Origin of the sequence: Polynucleobacter sp., from assembly GCF_040400325.1 — a bacterium.
In the GTDB taxonomy this organism is placed as follows: Bacteria; Pseudomonadota; Gammaproteobacteria; order Burkholderiales; family Burkholderiaceae; genus Polynucleobacter.
Window position 1 is genome coordinate 167,000 of the sequence record NZ_JBBAQK010000002.1, and the last position, 15,242, is coordinate 182,241.

Here is a 15,242-nt window from a genome sequence, read left to right on the forward strand (position 1 = left end):
ACATTCGTTGACAAATACAGCTCATTCCACAGGTAGCAAAAAAACCATTTCTGGCAGCATGCCGGCTATAGTTACGCCGATGTTCGAAGATGGTAGCTTGGATTTTGCTAGCCTGCGTGCATTACTTGATTGGCATGTTGCCGAAGGCACAGATGGTATTGTGATCGTTGGTACTAGTGGCGAGTCTCCAACCGTTTCCGTAGAAGAGCATTGTGAGTTAATACTCGTAACCGTCGATTACATTGCCGGCAGAATTCCAGTGATTGCTGGAACCGGTGGTAACTCCACTACCGAAGCAGTTGAGCTAACGCATTTTGCTAAAAAAGTCGGCGCAGATGCGAGCTTGCAAGTAGTGCCGTATTACAACAAGCCTACCCAAGAGGGTATGTATGCCCATTTCAAAAAGATTGCTGAGTCTGTAGATCTTCCCGTCATTTTATATAACGTGCCTGGTCGGACTGTAGCTGATTTGTCTGGCGATACGGTAGTTCGCCTTGCTAGCGTGCCTGGCATTATTGCTATTAAAGAAGCTACTGGTAGCCTTGAACGCGGAACACTCCTAATAGCTGATCTTCAGCGAGCAGGCCATCATGATTTTTCAGTCTTCTCAGGAGATGACTTAACTGCTGCGATGTTAATGCTGATGGGTGGCAAAGGTAATATTTCAGTAACAGCTAATGTGGCCCCTCGTCTGATGCACCAGTTGTGTGTGGCTGCTATGTCTGATGATGTTAAAAAGACCCGTGAGATACAGTATCAATTAATTGCAGTACATAAAGCGATGTTTATCGAAGCCAACCCAATTCCAGTGAAATGGGCCTTGCATCAGATGGGTAAGATTACCGCTGGCATTCGCCTGCCATTGACGCCACTCAGTGAGCCATTGCGCGAGCCCTTAAAGGCAGCATTAAAACAAGCAGGCTTACTATGATGTGTTTTGTACAAATGCTGCGCCGCTATTTTGCGATCTTTGCAGTCTTAACGATTACCCTTCTTGGTTTAACATCTTGCAAGTCTGTGACCAGTAACGATACGGTTGACTACAAAGGAAGTGGCGCCATTAGAGGTCCTAATCTCGCCTATCCACCCGATCTCATTACGTCCCAAGCGGATCGTCGCTATATTGTGCAAGATGGCACTGCAACGATGTCCGACTATAACGCTGCTGTGAAAAAGTCTTCTCAGCGTAGAACGAATGTGATGACCGGAATACCTGGGATGCGGATTGAGCGCGATGGTGATCGCCGCTGGTTGGTAGTTGAAAAGCCAGCCGTAGAGTTGTATCCACAGGTGAAAGATTTTTGGCAAGAGAATGGCTTCTTATTAGTAATTGATTCGCCCTCTACTGGAATTATGGAAACAGATTGGGCTGAAAATCGGGCCAAGATTGCACAAGACTTTATTCGTTCCGCCATCGCCAGTACCCTCGGCTCCATTTTTGACACTGGTGAGCGTGATAAATATAAAACCCGTCTTGAGCCAACCAAGCCAGCAGAAACTGAAATTTATATTACTCAACGTGGTGCAGTTGAGCAGTGTGTTCGCGACGTTACGCAAGCCTGTCTTACAACTATTTGGACTCCACGTCCGAGTGAACCAGATTTAGAGGCAGCATTCTTGGCGCGACTGATGGAGCGCTTAGGAATGACGCAAGAGCAGGCTAAAGCAATGGTCGCTGCGCCAGTCGATGCTAAAACACCTAAAGCAAAATTTGTCCAAGATGGTGTCAATCAAGCCCATATTGATTTAAGTTCAGGATTTGATCGCTCATGGCGTGATGTTGGTTTGGCTTTGGACCGATCTAATTTCTCAGTGGAAGATCGAAACCGTACAAACGGTATTTATTATGTGCGCTATGTTAATCCAAAAGATTTGGGCGACACTAAAGGCTTCTTCTCCAATTTGTTTAGCAGCAAAGATGATTCGAGTTTGAAAGCGAAAAGATACCAGGTAGTCGTCAAGACTACAGGCGAAAATTCTGCGAGTGTCTATGTGCAAGATATTGATGGTAAGCCTGAAAACACACCTGCTGGATTCCAATTGCTAACATTGCTTGCTGAGCAGCTAAAAAGATAATCTTGATTTGATGCTAATAAAAAAGCCGCTTTTCAGCGGCTTTTTTTCTTCATCAGGAAGATTACTTCTTAGCGTCTGCAGCAGGAGCAGCAGGAGCAGCAGGAGCAGCAGGCGCGGCTGGAGCAGCAGCAGGAGCTTCAGCAGCAGGTGCAGCAGGAGCAGCAGCTGGTTTTGCTTCTTCTTTTTTACCGCAAGCGGCTAAAGCGATAGCTAACATGGCAGCGAATACGAGTGATTTATTCATTTGTAGTTTCCTCTTAAAAATGACAGCAATGATTAGTAATTGTTACTGGATTGATCAAGGGAAAGTCCCTAGGTATTTTCCAGTACCAATTATAGCTATCTCTCTAAGCAGATTGAAGAATTAGCCAGCCTGACAGATAGGCCTCATACAGGCTTGAATCCACTCTTGCTTGAAGGCTTTTCTTTAGTACCAGTCTCTTGTTGGCAGCAATAGAGCGCCAGGCCTCTTGAATCTCCTTCGCTTGCCCCTTAGTCACCATCTCTCCATTGCAATAGACTTCATGGTTAAGGCTCAGTAGACGGCTTTGTGGATGTGGTTTGAGCATTTGAGAGCTTAATTTTTCAGCAAACTGCTTTGGTGAAAGGGGATTTTTAGGCCCATGGAAGTAAGCATGTTGTTTGGGTTCTGTTAAATAAGCCGTAATACCCGGTAAAAATCCGTCAATTTGATCGAGCTTTAGACCTGCCAATTTTTTTTCAAGCTGCTGAATGAGCTCTTTAGGAAGTTCTTCTGGGGTGTGAATAGCATTTTGTTTTGGATCTGCAAATTTTTCTTCTAGCCCTGGGATTGCTTCTAAAGATTCTGCAAGCCTCCATAAGCCTTCTTGGAGAAGCTCTTTAAAACTCGGAGAGCGAAAACCCACAGACCAAGTCTGACACCCAGCATCAAGGGCAATGCCATGATGTGCAATATGCGGTGGCAAATACAGCATATCTCCGGGCTCCAATACCCATTCCTGTTCGACGGTAAAGTTTTGTAATATTTTTAAGGGGAGTCGTGGATCAAGGCTTAAATCTTTTTGAGTGGAGATGCGCCAGCGCCTTCTGCCAGACATTTGAATTAAGAAAACATCATAAGAATCAAAATGGGGGCCAACGCCTCCACCAACGCCAGCGATACTGATCATTAAATCATCTAAGCGAGCATCAGGGATGAATCGAAACCAAGAGAGAATTGCCGCTGCAGCAGGGTGGTGCGCCTCCATGCCCTGAAGCAGCAAGGTCCAATCAGCTTGATCAATCCTAGGAAGCGCTTTTTTCTTGAAAGGCCCTGATCGCAAAGACCAGGGTTTGGATTGAATTAAACGCGATTCAACCAACTCATTCCCTGCGAGTGCAAAAAGTTCTGGGGCAGAAATAGGGCTATCTAATTCTGGAGGATTTTTCTGATGAATGGAAAAAGCGGGGATGGCCCCCCGGATTAATAATGGCTTTTTATGCCAATAACGTGACATAAACCGCTCGGGGCTAATATTCCCAAATAAAGCCCATGGTTGGTCTAAAGGCAGGCTTCTGGGAGCCTCTGGCGGTTGATAGGGCTTGCTCAAGTAAAATGAGTCCATAAAGTAAAAGCTTGATTGATTTTGATTAAAAACAAATGTTCGATAAATACCGCATGAAGATTGAAAAAAATACCATTGTTTCCCTTCGCTATAAGTTAACCGATACGCAAAATAATGTCATCGAAGAGCCTGATTCTCCGATGGTATACCTGCACGGTGGTTACAAGGCCACTTTTCCTAAAATTGAAACCTTGCTCGACGGTCAGGATATTGGCTTTGAAGCCACTATTCAGCTTGAGCCTAGTGAGGCTTTTGGTGAGTATGACCCCGAGTTATTAAAAATAGAGCCACGCACCCGTTTCCCTGAACCATTAGAAATTGGGATGCAGTTTGAAGGGATTCCAGATGCTGATGAAGAATCTACGGAAGCTAGTGATGATTCAGAGGATGAGCATTTGATCTATACCGTAACTGACGTTGCTGATAATCAAGTAGTGCTAGATGGTAATCATCCGCTTGCGGGGATGGCCTTACGTTTTTGGGTTCAGGTGGAAGACGTGCGCTCGGCAACGGATGATGAGATTGAAAATCGTCACCCAGAAGGTGGTGAGAGTTTTACATTCGGTATGCCAAACGATAGTAGTAATGAAGAAGATGAATTTCAGAGTGGAGCCTTAGGCTCGGGTAACTCTAATCCACGAACGCTGCATTAAAAATTACTCCTTGAGCCATTCTTTAATGGCGTCTAGATCACGCTTAGTATCACTGGTGGCGCTTACATCAGTTGGTGTATTACTCAGTTTGGCAATCATGCTTTCCAGAGCAGCAATTTTGGCCTCTTGCTCAATCGTGGCATCGATTAAGCCTTTGAGGGCCATTGATACAGGGTCATCTACATTGGGTGTGACTCCGTAGGCAGAAAAATATTCTTTTGTTTTAGTATCTGCACTTTGCGGTAAATCAGGGTGCAAAACACGTGCGGGTATTCCGACAGCAGTGGCTCCCGGTGGAATTTCTTTTAAAACAACCGCATTAGAGCCAACGCGTGCACCATCGCCAACAGTAAATCCACCAAGTACTTTTGCACCTGCGCTGATCACTACACCTTTGCCCAAGGTGGGGTGACGTTTCATGCCTTTGTATAGGGAGGTTCCGCCTAATGTCACACCTTGATAGATGGTGCAGTCGTCACCAATCTCAGTAGTCTCACCAATCACGATACCAAGGCCATGATCTAAAAAAACCCTACGGCCAATTTTGGCGCCAGGATGAATTTCAATACCGGTTAAGAAGCGCGCAAACATGGACATGAGACGTGCAATCCATTTCAAACCCAGGTTCCAGAGAAAATGGGAAACACGATGGAGCCAAACAGCATGTAAGCCTGGATAGCAGGTAATGACCTCTAGGCGATTTCTAGCGGCAGGATCTCGAACAATAATGGAGTCAACATGGTCAAAAAGGAGATTAAACATAATGTGATTTTAACTGGGTAGGCCTATTTTCTCAGGAGCATCTGCTTGGCAATGCCACGCAATAGATCAATTTCCTCTTTTTGTAGGCGGCTACGGGCAAATAAAGCCTGTAATCGGGCCATCAGTTTCTTTGGGTTAGCGGGATCTAGGTAGCCAATGGCCTCTAATCCATCACGCCAGTGGTCGAGCATGGCAGCGACAGCAGCAGGGTCTGCATAGTCATTGAGGTCCTTACTTGGAATGTATAAAGCCTCTTCTGAGTCGCTATTGATCGCCTCGCGAAGAGTAAAGGCACAAACCATCAGGGCTTGAGCCAAATTTAATGAGGGATAGTGTGGGTTAGCATCAAGCCAAACACGATGGGTACATAGAGCAAGATCTTGATTATCTAAGCCCGTTCGTTCAGGCCCAAATACTACGGCGACCTTTTGGTCAGCGGCCAAGGTTTTTAAAATTAGGGGACGTGCGTCAATCCAGTTCAAGGCAGGCGGGCCAAACTCCCGATCGCGACTGGTAAGGCCGAGTACCAATGAACAGCCTTCAACCGCATCCTCCAGAGAATAACTCTCTTGAGAATCAGCTAGGACATCGCCTGCTCCGCTAGCCAGCGCAATTGCCTCTGATTCTTGTGCAATACCCATTAACTTTGGGTTAATCAAGCGTAGATCAGCAAAGCCCATTGTTTTTAGGGCGCGTGCTGCAGAGCCGACATTGCCAGGGTGACTCGTTTCAACCAGGATCCAACGCAGCAGCTCAGGGTTCTTGGGATTCATAGCAGGATGATTGAAGGTGGGCTGAGGGGTAAGGAATACAAATCGTTTAGAATCAATCTTTTAGGTTCTTATTGTCATGCAGTTTTTGCATTTGCGGTTGGCAATATTACAAGCTTGTTCTTATTTAATTTGTCCATCAATACTATGCATCCCATGTTAAATGTGGCCGTTAAGGCTGCCCGTCGTGCCGGAACTGTGATTAACCGAGCCTCCTTGAATTTGGAGCGCTTACAAGTTGATCGTAAACAGCATAATGATTTTGTAACCGAGGTGGACAAGGCAGCAGAAGCAGCCATCATTGAAACACTGAGTGAGGCCTATCCAACCCATGGATTTTTGGCTGAAGAAACAGGTGAATATAATTCTGACGCTGAAAATATCTGGATCATCGATCCTTTAGATGGCACGACTAATTTCATTCACGGATTTCCACAATACGCGGTTTCGATTGCATTGGCAGTCAATGGTGTGATCCAACAGGCGGTGGTCTACGATCCAACGCGCGATGAACTCTTTACAGCGACTCGCGGCGCAGGAGCGTATTTAGATCGTCGTCGTTTACGAGTGGGCTCACAAGATCGTCTAGTGAATTGTTTAATTGGCACAGGCTTTCCTTATCGCGAAGATCAGGATCTTGAAAAATACCTCAAAATTTTTGCAGAAATGACTCGTCAATGTACGGGTCTGCGTCGCCCTGGCGCTGCTTCCTTAGATTTAGCGTATGTTGCAGCAGGTCGTTATGATGGATTTTTTGAGAGCGATCTCAAGCCATGGGATATGGCCGCGGGCGCATTGCTTATTACTGAATCTGGCGGCTTGATTGGTAACTATAGGGGTGAAGAGGGCTTCTTAAAAAGCGGTGAAGTAATGGCTGCGAACCCACGTATTTATGCGCAGATGGTTCAATGCTTAGCGAAATATTCAGTTTCTTAATAAACCCTCAAATAGAATTTAGTTACTGAGGCTTAATCAGGTCGATAAAACGTGGGCCCAGTCCATCGATATACAGCGTATTGGCCTTAGGTAAAAAGCTTTCCGGGTGATCAAGATCCCAATCTGAAAGTACCCAACGCTGCCATGTTTGTTCTTTTAATTGCTCGCGATGGTGATTTGTTAAGTGAGTGTGCCCATGGATCAGACGCGATTGGGAATGCTCTTGCATGAGAGCAGCACAAGCCTGCAGCGTGACATTGGTTTTGATGCGATAAGCAGTCGTTGGTATGCGAGATACCACAAGGCTATTGCTTCGAAGATGTTTAGCAATAGCAAGGCGCCAAGCAACTGGCAGGCGTAAGAATAATTTCTGTAACCAGGGTTTTCTAACCCAAGTACGAAACACTTGGTAGCCTACATCTGCAGTGCAAAGAGCATCGCCATGACTCAAAATATATTGTTTGCCAGCAATTTCAATATATGAGGGATCCTTTAGTAATGTCATCCCTGTCTTTTTGAGAAAGTCTGTGCCCACTAAAAAGTCTCGATTCCCATGCATGTAGAAGGTTTTGACCTTGGTTGATAGATTGGCAAGGGCACGCCTGACTTCTTGTTGAAACGGGGATGATGAAGCTATATCATCACCGACCCAATACTCAAATAGATCACCCAAGATAAAGACTGCCTCTACCTGGGGAGCATCCTTTTCACAGAAATCAAAGAAACGTTGCGCCGTCAAGGGCATTGACGGCGAGAGATGCAGGTCTGAAATGAGCAGTGCGCTCGAATATTGCGGGATCATTCCTCGAGAACAGTGGCTTTCTCAATGACTACATCCTGGGCAGGAACATCTTGATGAAAACCAGAGCTATCCGTTTTAACTTTACGAATCTTATCGACCACATCCATTCCGTCAGTCACTTTTCCAAAAACAGCATAACCCCAACCCTGGGCATTGGGTGCGGTATGGTTTAAAAAATCATTGTCATTGAGGTTGATAAAAAACTGAGATGAAGCAGAGTGTGGCTCACTAGTGCGAGCCATCGCAACTGTACCGCGATCATTTTTTAGTCCATTGCTAGCTTCGTTTTCAATTTCAGCAACAGTCGGTTTTTGCTTCATGCCAGCAGTCATGCCGCCACCTTGGATCATGAAGTTATCAATCACGCGATGGAAGATCGTGCCATCGTAGTGACCACTTTTGACATACTGCAAAAAATTGGCAACGCTTTTAGGCGCTTTGATGGAATCAAGGGTGAGGGTGATATCACCCTGATTAGTTTTTAACAGTACTTGCGCCATTGCTTGGTCTACTTTCTGGAAGGTTGGTTGTTGGAAGAGTATTTTGAACTGAATCTTTAGAGCTTGCAGGCCTCACTGGAGTACTTGCTGGGGGAGGACGTTTAGCAGGCGGCTTAAGCACATCTAATAGGGCCTTGGCTCGCAGAGTGTATTGGCGCTGGTTGGTCTGAGCTCCTTTTGCAGCATTTTCGTAAGCCTGGGCACCCAATCGAATATAGATTTCACCTAAATTGGCTGCAGCAATTGCATAAGTCGGGCGAAGCTTTAGGGCAAGCTCTAAATAATCCCTTGCTTCAATCCAGTTACCATGGTTTGCTGCTATTGCTGCCAAATTGTTATAGGGCTCAGGTAACTCTGGAAATTGCTGGGTAATTTCAATTAAGGTTTTCTTAGCATCGTCAAACTTGCGCATTTCAATTTGCAGTCGACCCTTTACAAATCGAATTTGTACATTCTGCGGATTCGTTTTGAGTTTGGTGTCGATCAGATTGACAGCTTCTTGAAATTGACGTGCCTTGACTAACTTTTCTACATCCGGTGGCACTGCATTTTTAGGAATTGGATCTGGCTCAATAATCAGAAAGGAGAGAAAGGGGATGGCTACCGTTTCTGAGAGCTCAGGATTTAAGGGGTCATATCCAGTGTCAGCTGAAAGTCTAGGCGGTTCACTTGGACTATAGCCTCCTAAATAGGGCTGTGCTACTGCCAGCGGGGAATTCATCCTTTGGACATTTAGGGCAGAGAGCTCAGCTTGGGTCCGTTCTTGGGCGGGGGTGGTGCAGCCCCCCAAAAATAGCAATGAGAAGCTGGCCGCTAAGGCAAGCAGAAGGGCTGGACGTGGTGCAAAGACAGTTACAGACATAAGAGAAGGGGTGTAAAACGGGCTCATTCGATATACTCAGCGCTCAGTCTAACAAATTGGCGCTACTTGCCCAACCTTTATACCCCTATGCTGCAAATCTATAACACCCTAAGCCGTTCAAAACAGGTCTTTAAGCCCATCGTACCGGGCCAGGTAAAAATGTATGTGTGCGGCATGACAGTCTATGACTTCTGCCATATTGGCCATGCCAGGGTCATGATCGTGTTTGATATGGCCGTTCGTTGGCTTCGGGCAAGCGGCTATGAAGTCCTTTATGTTCGCAATATCACCGATATTGATGACAAGATTATTCATCGGGCCATTGAAAATGGCGAAGCTATTTCTGCCTTAACCCAGCGATTCATCGATGCGATGCATGTTGATTCTGATGACTTAGGCTTAATGCATCCGGACCAGGAGCCTCGCGCTACTGATTTCATTGAACAAATGAAAGGCATGATTGGTAAGTTGATTGAAAATGAATTGGCATATCAAGTCGAAGATGGCGATGTGAATTTTGCTGTGCGCTTACTTCCTGGTTACGGACGTCTTTCAGGAAAATCATTGGATGAACTGAATGCTGGTGAACGAGTAACAATATCAGGCGGTAAACGCGACCCACTTGATTTTGTGTTGTGGAAAAGTTCGAAACCAGAAGAGCCTGCTGATACCCGCTGGAAATCTCCTTGGGGCGAAGGCCGACCTGGTTGGCATATTGAATGCTCTGCTATGTCTTGCGATTTATTAGGAGAACATTTTGATATTCATGGGGGCGGTGCCGATTTGCAGTTCCCGCATCATGAAAATGAGATCGCTCAAAGTGAAGGCGCGCTATACGGTAAAGAGCGGAAAGAGGATGATGCACCCTTCGTCAATTACTGGATGCATAACGGCCATATTCGGGTCAACGAAGAAAAGATGTCAAAGTCCTTAGGTAATTTTTTTCTGATTCGCGATGTACTAAAAAGTTTTGATCCTGAAGTGATTCGATTCTTTATGCTCAAAGCACATTATCGTAGCCCAATTAACTACAGCGATATCCAGCTAGAGGAGGCTCGTTCAGGCTTGGCTCGTCTATATACTGCATTAGCTCAAGTTCAAGATACCCACATTGAAGTGCTCGATTCCAAAAATTCTTGGGCAAAACGTTTTGCCGATTCCATGAATGATGATTTCAATACGCCTGAGGCAATCGCAGTGTTGTTTGACTTGGCTAGCGAAATGAATCGTACGCAAGGCCAAGAGAGGCAGTTATTAGCCAATACACTCAAATCCTTGGGCGCCTCCTTGAACTTCTTACAACGTGAGCCAACCAGTTTCTTACAATCTGGAACAAAACAAAACGATGGGATTGGTCCTGAGCAAATTGAGGAGCAAATTGAGGCACGTAAACAGGCTAAGCAGATGAAAGATTTCACAAAAGCCGATCTCATTCGTAAAAGTCTTTTGGAGCAAGGCATCATATTAGAAGATAAACCCAGCGGTATAACTGAATGGCGAAGAGCATAGTGGTAGCAGCAAATGAAAAAGTAGATATTCAAGATATTGCCCCTGAATATTGGGAGCAAGCCTGCCGTGAACTGATTAAACAGGATCGCATCTTAAAAAAACTGATTCCAAAATATGGTTCAAGATTTTTGGTAACCCGTGGCGATGCATTTAATACACTAGCCAGATCAATTATTGGACAGCAAATTTCTGTAGCTGTAGCACAATCGGTTTGGAACCGAGTTTTAGTGGCGGCTAAAAAGAAAGTTAATCCCAAAAATATCTTGGCCTTATCTGTGGAAGAATTACGAGCTGCTGGTTTGTCTGGTCGCAAGGTTGAATACATTCGCGATTTGGCTGATCACTTCCATTCAGGTCGATTACATGCTTCGCAATGGAAAGATATGGACGATGAGAGCGTCATTAAGGAATTAAGTGATATTCGGGGGATAGGGCGCTGGACAGCAGAAATGTTCCTTATTTTTAACCTGGTACGCCCTAATATCCTTCCTCTAGACGATGTAGGGCTGATTAGGGCTATTTCTCTCAATTACTTCAGTGGGGAACCTGTGAGTCGCCATGAAGCCCGTGAAGTGGCTGCCAATTGGGCCCCTTGGCGCACGGTTGCGACTTGGTATATGTGGAGAAGTATCGACCCCATTCCGGTTGAATATTAAAATCAGCATATGAAAACGACTTTCTTAGATTTTGAACAATCAATCGCTGAATTAGAATCCAAGATTGAAGAGCTGCGTTTTGTGCAGGATGAATCCTCAGTAGATATTTCTGATGAGATTAAAACTCTGGCCGAAAAAAGCACGCAGTTAACCAAGGACGTTTATGCAAACCTCACGCCTTGGCAAGTTTCTCAAGTTGCGCGTCATCCACAACGCCCATACACCCTTGATTATGTAAATGCTTTATTCACAGACTTTCATGAACTCCATGGTGATCGCACCTTTGCTGACGATCAATCCATTATTGGCGGTCTAGCCCGTTTTGATGGGCAAGCCTGTATGGTCATTGGCCATCAAAAAGGCCGTGATACTAAAGAACGCGCGCTCAGAAACTTTGGCATGAGCCGTCCAGAAGGCTATCGCAAAGCGATGCGTCTGATGCGGCTTGCAGAAAAGTTTGGCTTACCAGTATTTACTTTTGTAGATACCCCTGGTGCATTTCCGGGCATTGATGCTGAAGAGCGCAACCAATCTGAAGCCATTGGCCGTAATCTATATACCCAAGCAGAGCTCACAGTGCCGATCATTTCCACCATTATTGGAGAGGGCGGTTCAGGGGGTGCATTGGCTATCGCAATGGGTGACGTAGTGTTGATGTTGCAGAACTCTACCTATTCTGTGATCTCTCCTGAAGGTTGCGCATCTATTTTGTGGAAGACTGCAGATAAAGCCCCTGAGGCTGCTGAGCAATTAGGTTTGACAGCCCAGCGCATCAAGACCTTAGGCTTAATCGATAAGATTGTGGCTGAACCAGTTGGTGGTGCGCACCGTGATTACGACACCATGATGGTCAATATGCATAAAGCACTTGCCGAGTCACTGAAAACTTTTGACGGCATGGACGAAGACGGATTATTAGAGCGCCGACATCGGCGTTTAATGAGTTATGGCAAGTTCAAGGAAATTGCAACAAAGTCCTAAGCTGGGAAAACGAATTGCGGTTGCCTTGAGTGGCGGCCTCGATTCTGTGGTTCTGCTCGATACTGTTTGTAAAGCATCATCTACCAACAAAACCCCCCCAGAAATTTGGGCGTTTCATATTCATCATGGTTTGCAAAAACCGGCTGATGATTGGTTTGTCTTTTGTGAGAAGCTTGCTCAAAAATACAAGATTCATTTTGATTTTCGACTGTTGCATTTAGGTGCTGATGGAGCTCAAGGTAATATCGAAGCCCGAGCCAGAGCAGCACGTTATGAGGCCCTAGAGCAGTTATGTGAAGAGTATGATATTCAAGACTTATTATTGGCTCACCATCAGAATGACCAAGCAGAGACTGTCCTATTGCAGTTATTACGCGGAGCAGGAGCAGCCGGTCTTGCAGGCATGTCAGAGCTGCGTGAACTCAAGAGTGGTGACTCAACCATTTGTTTATGGCGTCCATTAATTCATCAAAGCAAAGCAGAGCTAGAGGTTTACGCTAAAACCCATAAGCTTAAATGGATTGAAGATCCCAGCAATCAGAATACTCAATACCGTCGCAATGCGATCCGCAAGTTCATTATTCCAAGCTTAGAAAAGATTCAGCCAGATGCCGTTGCCAATTTAGCGCGCAGCGCAAAAGTCTTAGCTGATTCCCAAATGCTTCTAGATCGCTTAGCAAAACAGGATGGTAAAACGATGTTAGAGCAGAGTGGGCTGAGAGTGAAACCTTTGTTGCTAATGGCACAGCAAGATCTGCCGGCCGCTAACAACATCGTCCGATATTGGTTAAAGACCAATGAGCTAGCGATGCCTTCACAAGAGCGCTTGACTGCCTGGTTGAAAGATCTTTCTAGCGCAAAGCTCGATACCCAACTTGAATGGCTACATGACGAACACAAGATTCGCTTTTGGCGAGGTTTGCTACAAGTGATAAAAGAACAACTACCACTGGGCAAGTGGGTTTTTAAAAAACTCAATGTCAAGAGTCAAGCTGAAGGTTTGCCTGCAGCATGGGTGAAAGAGGCTCAGAAAAATGGACTTATAGAATTCAGACCCAGAGTGGGTGCTGAAAAGATTCAAATCAAGCCCAATAGCCCCCGTAAAGCTCTCAAAAACCTTTTTCAAGAGGGAGCTATCCCACCTTGGCAACGTCAGGCGCCATTACTCTTTATTAATCAAGAGCTCATTGCCGTAGCAGGCATTGGACTGAGCCATCCTCACTTGGTTAAAACGGGGCCACGGGTGTTGCCTGAGTGGCAACAAGTCGGTTTTTAGCTTCAAAACCCTGTAAAATAAGGCCTTTTTAGACCTATGGAGAACTGAGTTCTTCATAAAAGAATTTAAAGACGGCTTTATGGCTCTTATCGTACATAAATATGGCGGCACCTCAATGGGCTCGGTGGAGCGCATTGGCAATGTTGCTAAACGCGTTGCTAAGTGGATGCGTGCCGGACACCAGGTAGTGGTGGTTCCCTCTGCAATGTCTGGAGAAACCAATCGCCTGCTTGGTCTTGCAAAAGAAATTAACCCTGAAGCCCATCCCCGTGAGTTAGATCAAATTGCCTCTACTGGTGAGCAAGTAAGTTCAGGCTTATTGGCATTAGCCTTAATGCGCGAAGGTGTTGATGCAGTGAGTTACGCCGGTTGGCAAGTAACAGTCCATACCGATTCATCTTTCACTAAAGCACGCATCAAGAGTATTGATGATCAAAAAATCTTAGCCGATCTCAATGCAGGTCGTGTAGTAGTCGTGACAGGTTTTCAGGGGGTTGATCCTGAGGGCAATATCACCACTCTAGGTCGTGGCGGTTCAGATACTTCTGCTGTAGCCATGGCTGCAGCTCTTAAAGCAGATGAATGTTTAATTTATACCGACGTTGATGGTGTTTACACCACTGACCCACGGGTTTGTGAAGACGCGCGCCGTCTAGATAAAATCACTTTTGAAGAGATGCTGGAGATGGCTAGCTTAGGATCAAAAGTATTGCAGATTCGCTCCGTCGAGTTTGCTGGTAAGTACAAAGTAAAAACCAGGGTGTTGTCTTCATTGACAGACCCTTTGATCCCACTTGATCTTGAGATGAAGTCGGGCACCTTGATTACATTTGAAGAGGACAGCACTATGGAAGCCGCAGTTATTTCCGGCATCGCCTTTGCGCGTGATGAAGCAAAGATTACCGTTTTGGGTGTACCCGATCGCCCAGGTATTGCTTATCAAATATTGGGCCCGATCGCGGATGCCAATATTGACGTGGACATGATTATTCAGAATCAATCGGTTGATGGTAAAACTGACTTTACCTTTACAGTGCCACGCTCTGAATATCAAAAGGCCTTGGACTTATTAAAGAATACGGTTCAGTCTCAGATTGAAGCCAAAGAAATCTCTGGCGATCCAAAGGTATCCAAAGTTTCAGTTGTTGGTGTCGGAATGCGTTCCCATGTGGGCGTTGCCAGCAAGATGTTTCGTACCTTATCAGAGGAGGGCATCAATATCCTCATGATCTCCACTAGCGAAATCAAGATATCGGTAGTCATTAATGAGAAATATATGGAATTGGCAGTACGTGCCCTACATAAAGTATTTGAGCTTGACCAGAAGTAAAGGCATTAAAACCGCAGTAAAACCCCCATCAGACGGTAATCCGTTAAACTGTGGGTCATAGTAAGAGTATCAAGTACGGAGACGTGGCCGAGCTGGTCGAAGGCACTCCCCTGCTAAGGGAGCATCGGGGCTAAAACTCTGATCGGAGGTTCGAATCCTCTCGTCTCCGCCAGTACTTTTCAAATAAACCCAGTTAATTCAATGAGTTGCTGGGTTTTTTGTTATCTAATTTCTCAACAGTACCCAGTTCAGTACCCAATCATTCTACAAACCTCTCCCTAGTGAGTGGTTGGGTATCCAGCTTGTCTGTTGGAGGTGGGCTTGCTGTTCTGCTATGGCGCTGTTCATCCACGGCAGCTGCCTCAAACTCTCTAATACGCTGTAGTTCTTGTTCTTTCGCTGCGGCTAAATTAGACGCAGGAATGACTGTGCCGTCCTTTATCAGGCGCTCTAACTGGAATTGCTTAAAGGTCTGGGTTTTCACCTTACCAACGAACTGCACATCACCTAGACCTTTTTTACTCATCTATCTAATGTAACAAA

17 protein-coding genes and 1 tRNA gene are annotated in these 15,242 nt (G+C 45.5%); 10 read left to right on the top strand and 8 right to left on the bottom strand.

Annotation, left to right across the window (positions count from 1 at the left end; all coding sequences use genetic code 11):
* Positions 1-58: 58 nt before the first annotated feature.
* Together dapA and bamC are read left to right on the top strand one after the other, a co-directional pair.
* The gene (gene dapA, locus ABWP14_RS03585; RefSeq protein WP_353201630.1) at positions 59-931 is read left to right on the top strand and encodes a 4-hydroxy-tetrahydrodipicolinate synthase; all 873 of its coding nucleotides are present in this window, start codon (positions 59-61) and stop codon (positions 929-931) included.
* On the top strand, positions 928-2,076 hold the full coding sequence (bamC, locus tag ABWP14_RS03590) for an NlpB/DapX family lipoprotein (protein ID WP_353201607.1): 1,149 nt from the start codon (positions 928-930) through the stop codon (positions 2,074-2,076). Before dapA ends, bamC begins: the two co-directional genes overlap by 4 nt.
* 61 nt (positions 2,077-2,137) lie before the next feature.
* On the opposite strand, the gene ABWP14_RS03595 is transcribed toward bamC, so the two are convergent.
* Both ABWP14_RS03595 and ABWP14_RS03600 read right to left on the bottom strand, forming a co-directional pair.
* The gene (locus ABWP14_RS03595; protein ID WP_353201608.1) at positions 2,138-2,320 is read right to left on the bottom strand and encodes a hypothetical protein; all 183 of its coding nucleotides are present in this window, start codon (positions 2,318-2,320) and stop codon (positions 2,138-2,140) included.
* 103 nt (positions 2,321-2,423) lie between these two features.
* A complete protein-coding gene (locus ABWP14_RS03600; protein WP_353201609.1) occupies positions 2,424-3,554 on the bottom strand; it encodes a cupin domain-containing protein in 1,131 nt (376 codons plus the stop codon).
* Positions 3,555-3,715: 161 nt separating this feature from the next.
* On the opposite strand from ABWP14_RS03600, the gene ABWP14_RS03605 reads away from it, so the two are divergent.
* Complete coding sequence (locus ABWP14_RS03605) at positions 3,716-4,315, top strand: FKBP-type peptidyl-prolyl cis-trans isomerase (protein ID WP_353201631.1); 600 nt, start codon at positions 3,716-3,718, stop codon at positions 4,313-4,315.
* A 3-nt stretch (positions 4,316-4,318) separates the two neighbouring features.
* On the opposite strand, the gene cysE is transcribed toward ABWP14_RS03605, so the two are convergent.
* Positions 4,319-5,077: a serine O-acetyltransferase gene (gene cysE, locus ABWP14_RS03610; protein ID WP_353201610.1), complete on the bottom strand. Its 759-nt coding sequence runs from the start codon at positions 5,075-5,077 to the stop codon at positions 4,319-4,321.
* Positions 5,078-5,100: 23 nt separating this feature from the next.
* Positions 5,101-5,850 (bottom strand): RNA methyltransferase, encoded by a 750-nt coding sequence (locus ABWP14_RS03615; RefSeq protein WP_353201611.1) that lies wholly within the window; start codon positions 5,848-5,850, stop codon positions 5,101-5,103.
* A 144-nt stretch (positions 5,851-5,994) separates the two neighbouring features.
* Here ABWP14_RS03615 and ABWP14_RS03620 point away from each other — a divergent pair, with 144 nt between their 5' ends.
* Complete coding sequence (locus tag ABWP14_RS03620; protein WP_353201632.1) at positions 5,995-6,783, top strand: inositol monophosphatase family protein; 789 nt, start codon at positions 5,995-5,997, stop codon at positions 6,781-6,783.
* A 22-nt stretch (positions 6,784-6,805) separates the two neighbouring features.
* Here the strand turns inward: ABWP14_RS03620 and ABWP14_RS03625 are convergent, their stop codons facing one another.
* Genes ABWP14_RS03625 through ABWP14_RS03635 form a run of 3 tightly spaced genes read right to left on the bottom strand, consistent with a single transcriptional unit; the run spans position 6,806 to position 8,947 of the window.
* A complete protein-coding gene (locus ABWP14_RS03625; RefSeq protein ID WP_353201612.1) occupies positions 6,806-7,585 on the bottom strand; it encodes a UDP-2,3-diacylglucosamine diphosphatase in 780 nt (259 codons plus the stop codon).
* The gene (locus ABWP14_RS03630; protein ID WP_353201613.1) at positions 7,582-8,085 is read right to left on the bottom strand and encodes a peptidylprolyl isomerase; all 504 of its coding nucleotides are present in this window, start codon (positions 8,083-8,085) and stop codon (positions 7,582-7,584) included. The genes ABWP14_RS03625 and ABWP14_RS03630 overlap by 4 nt, the downstream gene beginning before the upstream one ends.
* On the bottom strand, positions 8,060-8,947 hold the full coding sequence (locus tag ABWP14_RS03635; RefSeq protein ID WP_353201614.1) for a tetratricopeptide repeat protein: 888 nt from the start codon (positions 8,945-8,947) through the stop codon (positions 8,060-8,062). Before ABWP14_RS03635 ends, ABWP14_RS03630 begins: the two co-directional genes overlap by 26 nt.
* 87 nt (positions 8,948-9,034) lie before the next feature.
* Between ABWP14_RS03635 and cysS the strand changes: the two genes are divergently transcribed.
* The 6 genes from cysS to ABWP14_RS03665 all read left to right on the top strand — a co-directional run bounded on the left by cysS (position 9,035) and on the right by ABWP14_RS03665 (position 14,871).
* On the top strand, positions 9,035-10,456 hold the full coding sequence (cysS, locus tag ABWP14_RS03640; protein WP_353201615.1) for a cysteine--tRNA ligase: 1,422 nt from the start codon (positions 9,035-9,037) through the stop codon (positions 10,454-10,456).
* Positions 10,441-11,112: a DNA-3-methyladenine glycosylase family protein gene (locus tag ABWP14_RS03645; RefSeq protein ID WP_353201616.1), complete on the top strand. Its 672-nt coding sequence runs from the start codon at positions 10,441-10,443 to the stop codon at positions 11,110-11,112. The genes cysS and ABWP14_RS03645 overlap by 16 nt, the downstream gene beginning before the upstream one ends.
* 9 nt (positions 11,113-11,121) lie before the next feature.
* On the top strand, positions 11,122-12,093 hold the full coding sequence (locus ABWP14_RS03650; protein WP_353201617.1) for an acetyl-CoA carboxylase carboxyltransferase subunit alpha: 972 nt from the start codon (positions 11,122-11,124) through the stop codon (positions 12,091-12,093).
* Positions 12,059-13,369 carry a tRNA lysidine(34) synthetase TilS gene (gene tilS / locus ABWP14_RS03655; protein ID WP_353201618.1) on the top strand — a complete coding sequence of 437 codons (1,311 nt, stop codon included), beginning with the start codon at positions 12,059-12,061 and terminating at the stop codon, positions 13,367-13,369. Before ABWP14_RS03650 ends, tilS begins: the two co-directional genes overlap by 35 nt.
* A gap of 79 nt (positions 13,370-13,448) precedes the next feature.
* The gene (locus ABWP14_RS03660) at positions 13,449-14,699 is read left to right on the top strand and encodes an aspartate kinase (RefSeq protein WP_353201619.1); all 1,251 of its coding nucleotides are present in this window, start codon (positions 13,449-13,451) and stop codon (positions 14,697-14,699) included.
* A 77-nt stretch (positions 14,700-14,776) separates the two neighbouring features.
* A tRNA-Ser gene (locus tag ABWP14_RS03665) sits at positions 14,777-14,871 on the top strand.
* Positions 14,872-14,958: 87 nt separating this feature from the next.
* Here the strand turns inward: ABWP14_RS03665 and ABWP14_RS03670 are convergent.
* Positions 14,959-15,225, bottom strand: a complete 267-nt coding sequence (locus tag ABWP14_RS03670; protein ID WP_353201620.1) for a hypothetical protein — start codon at positions 15,223-15,225, stop codon at positions 14,959-14,961.
* Between the last annotated feature and the right edge of the window lie 17 nt (positions 15,226-15,242).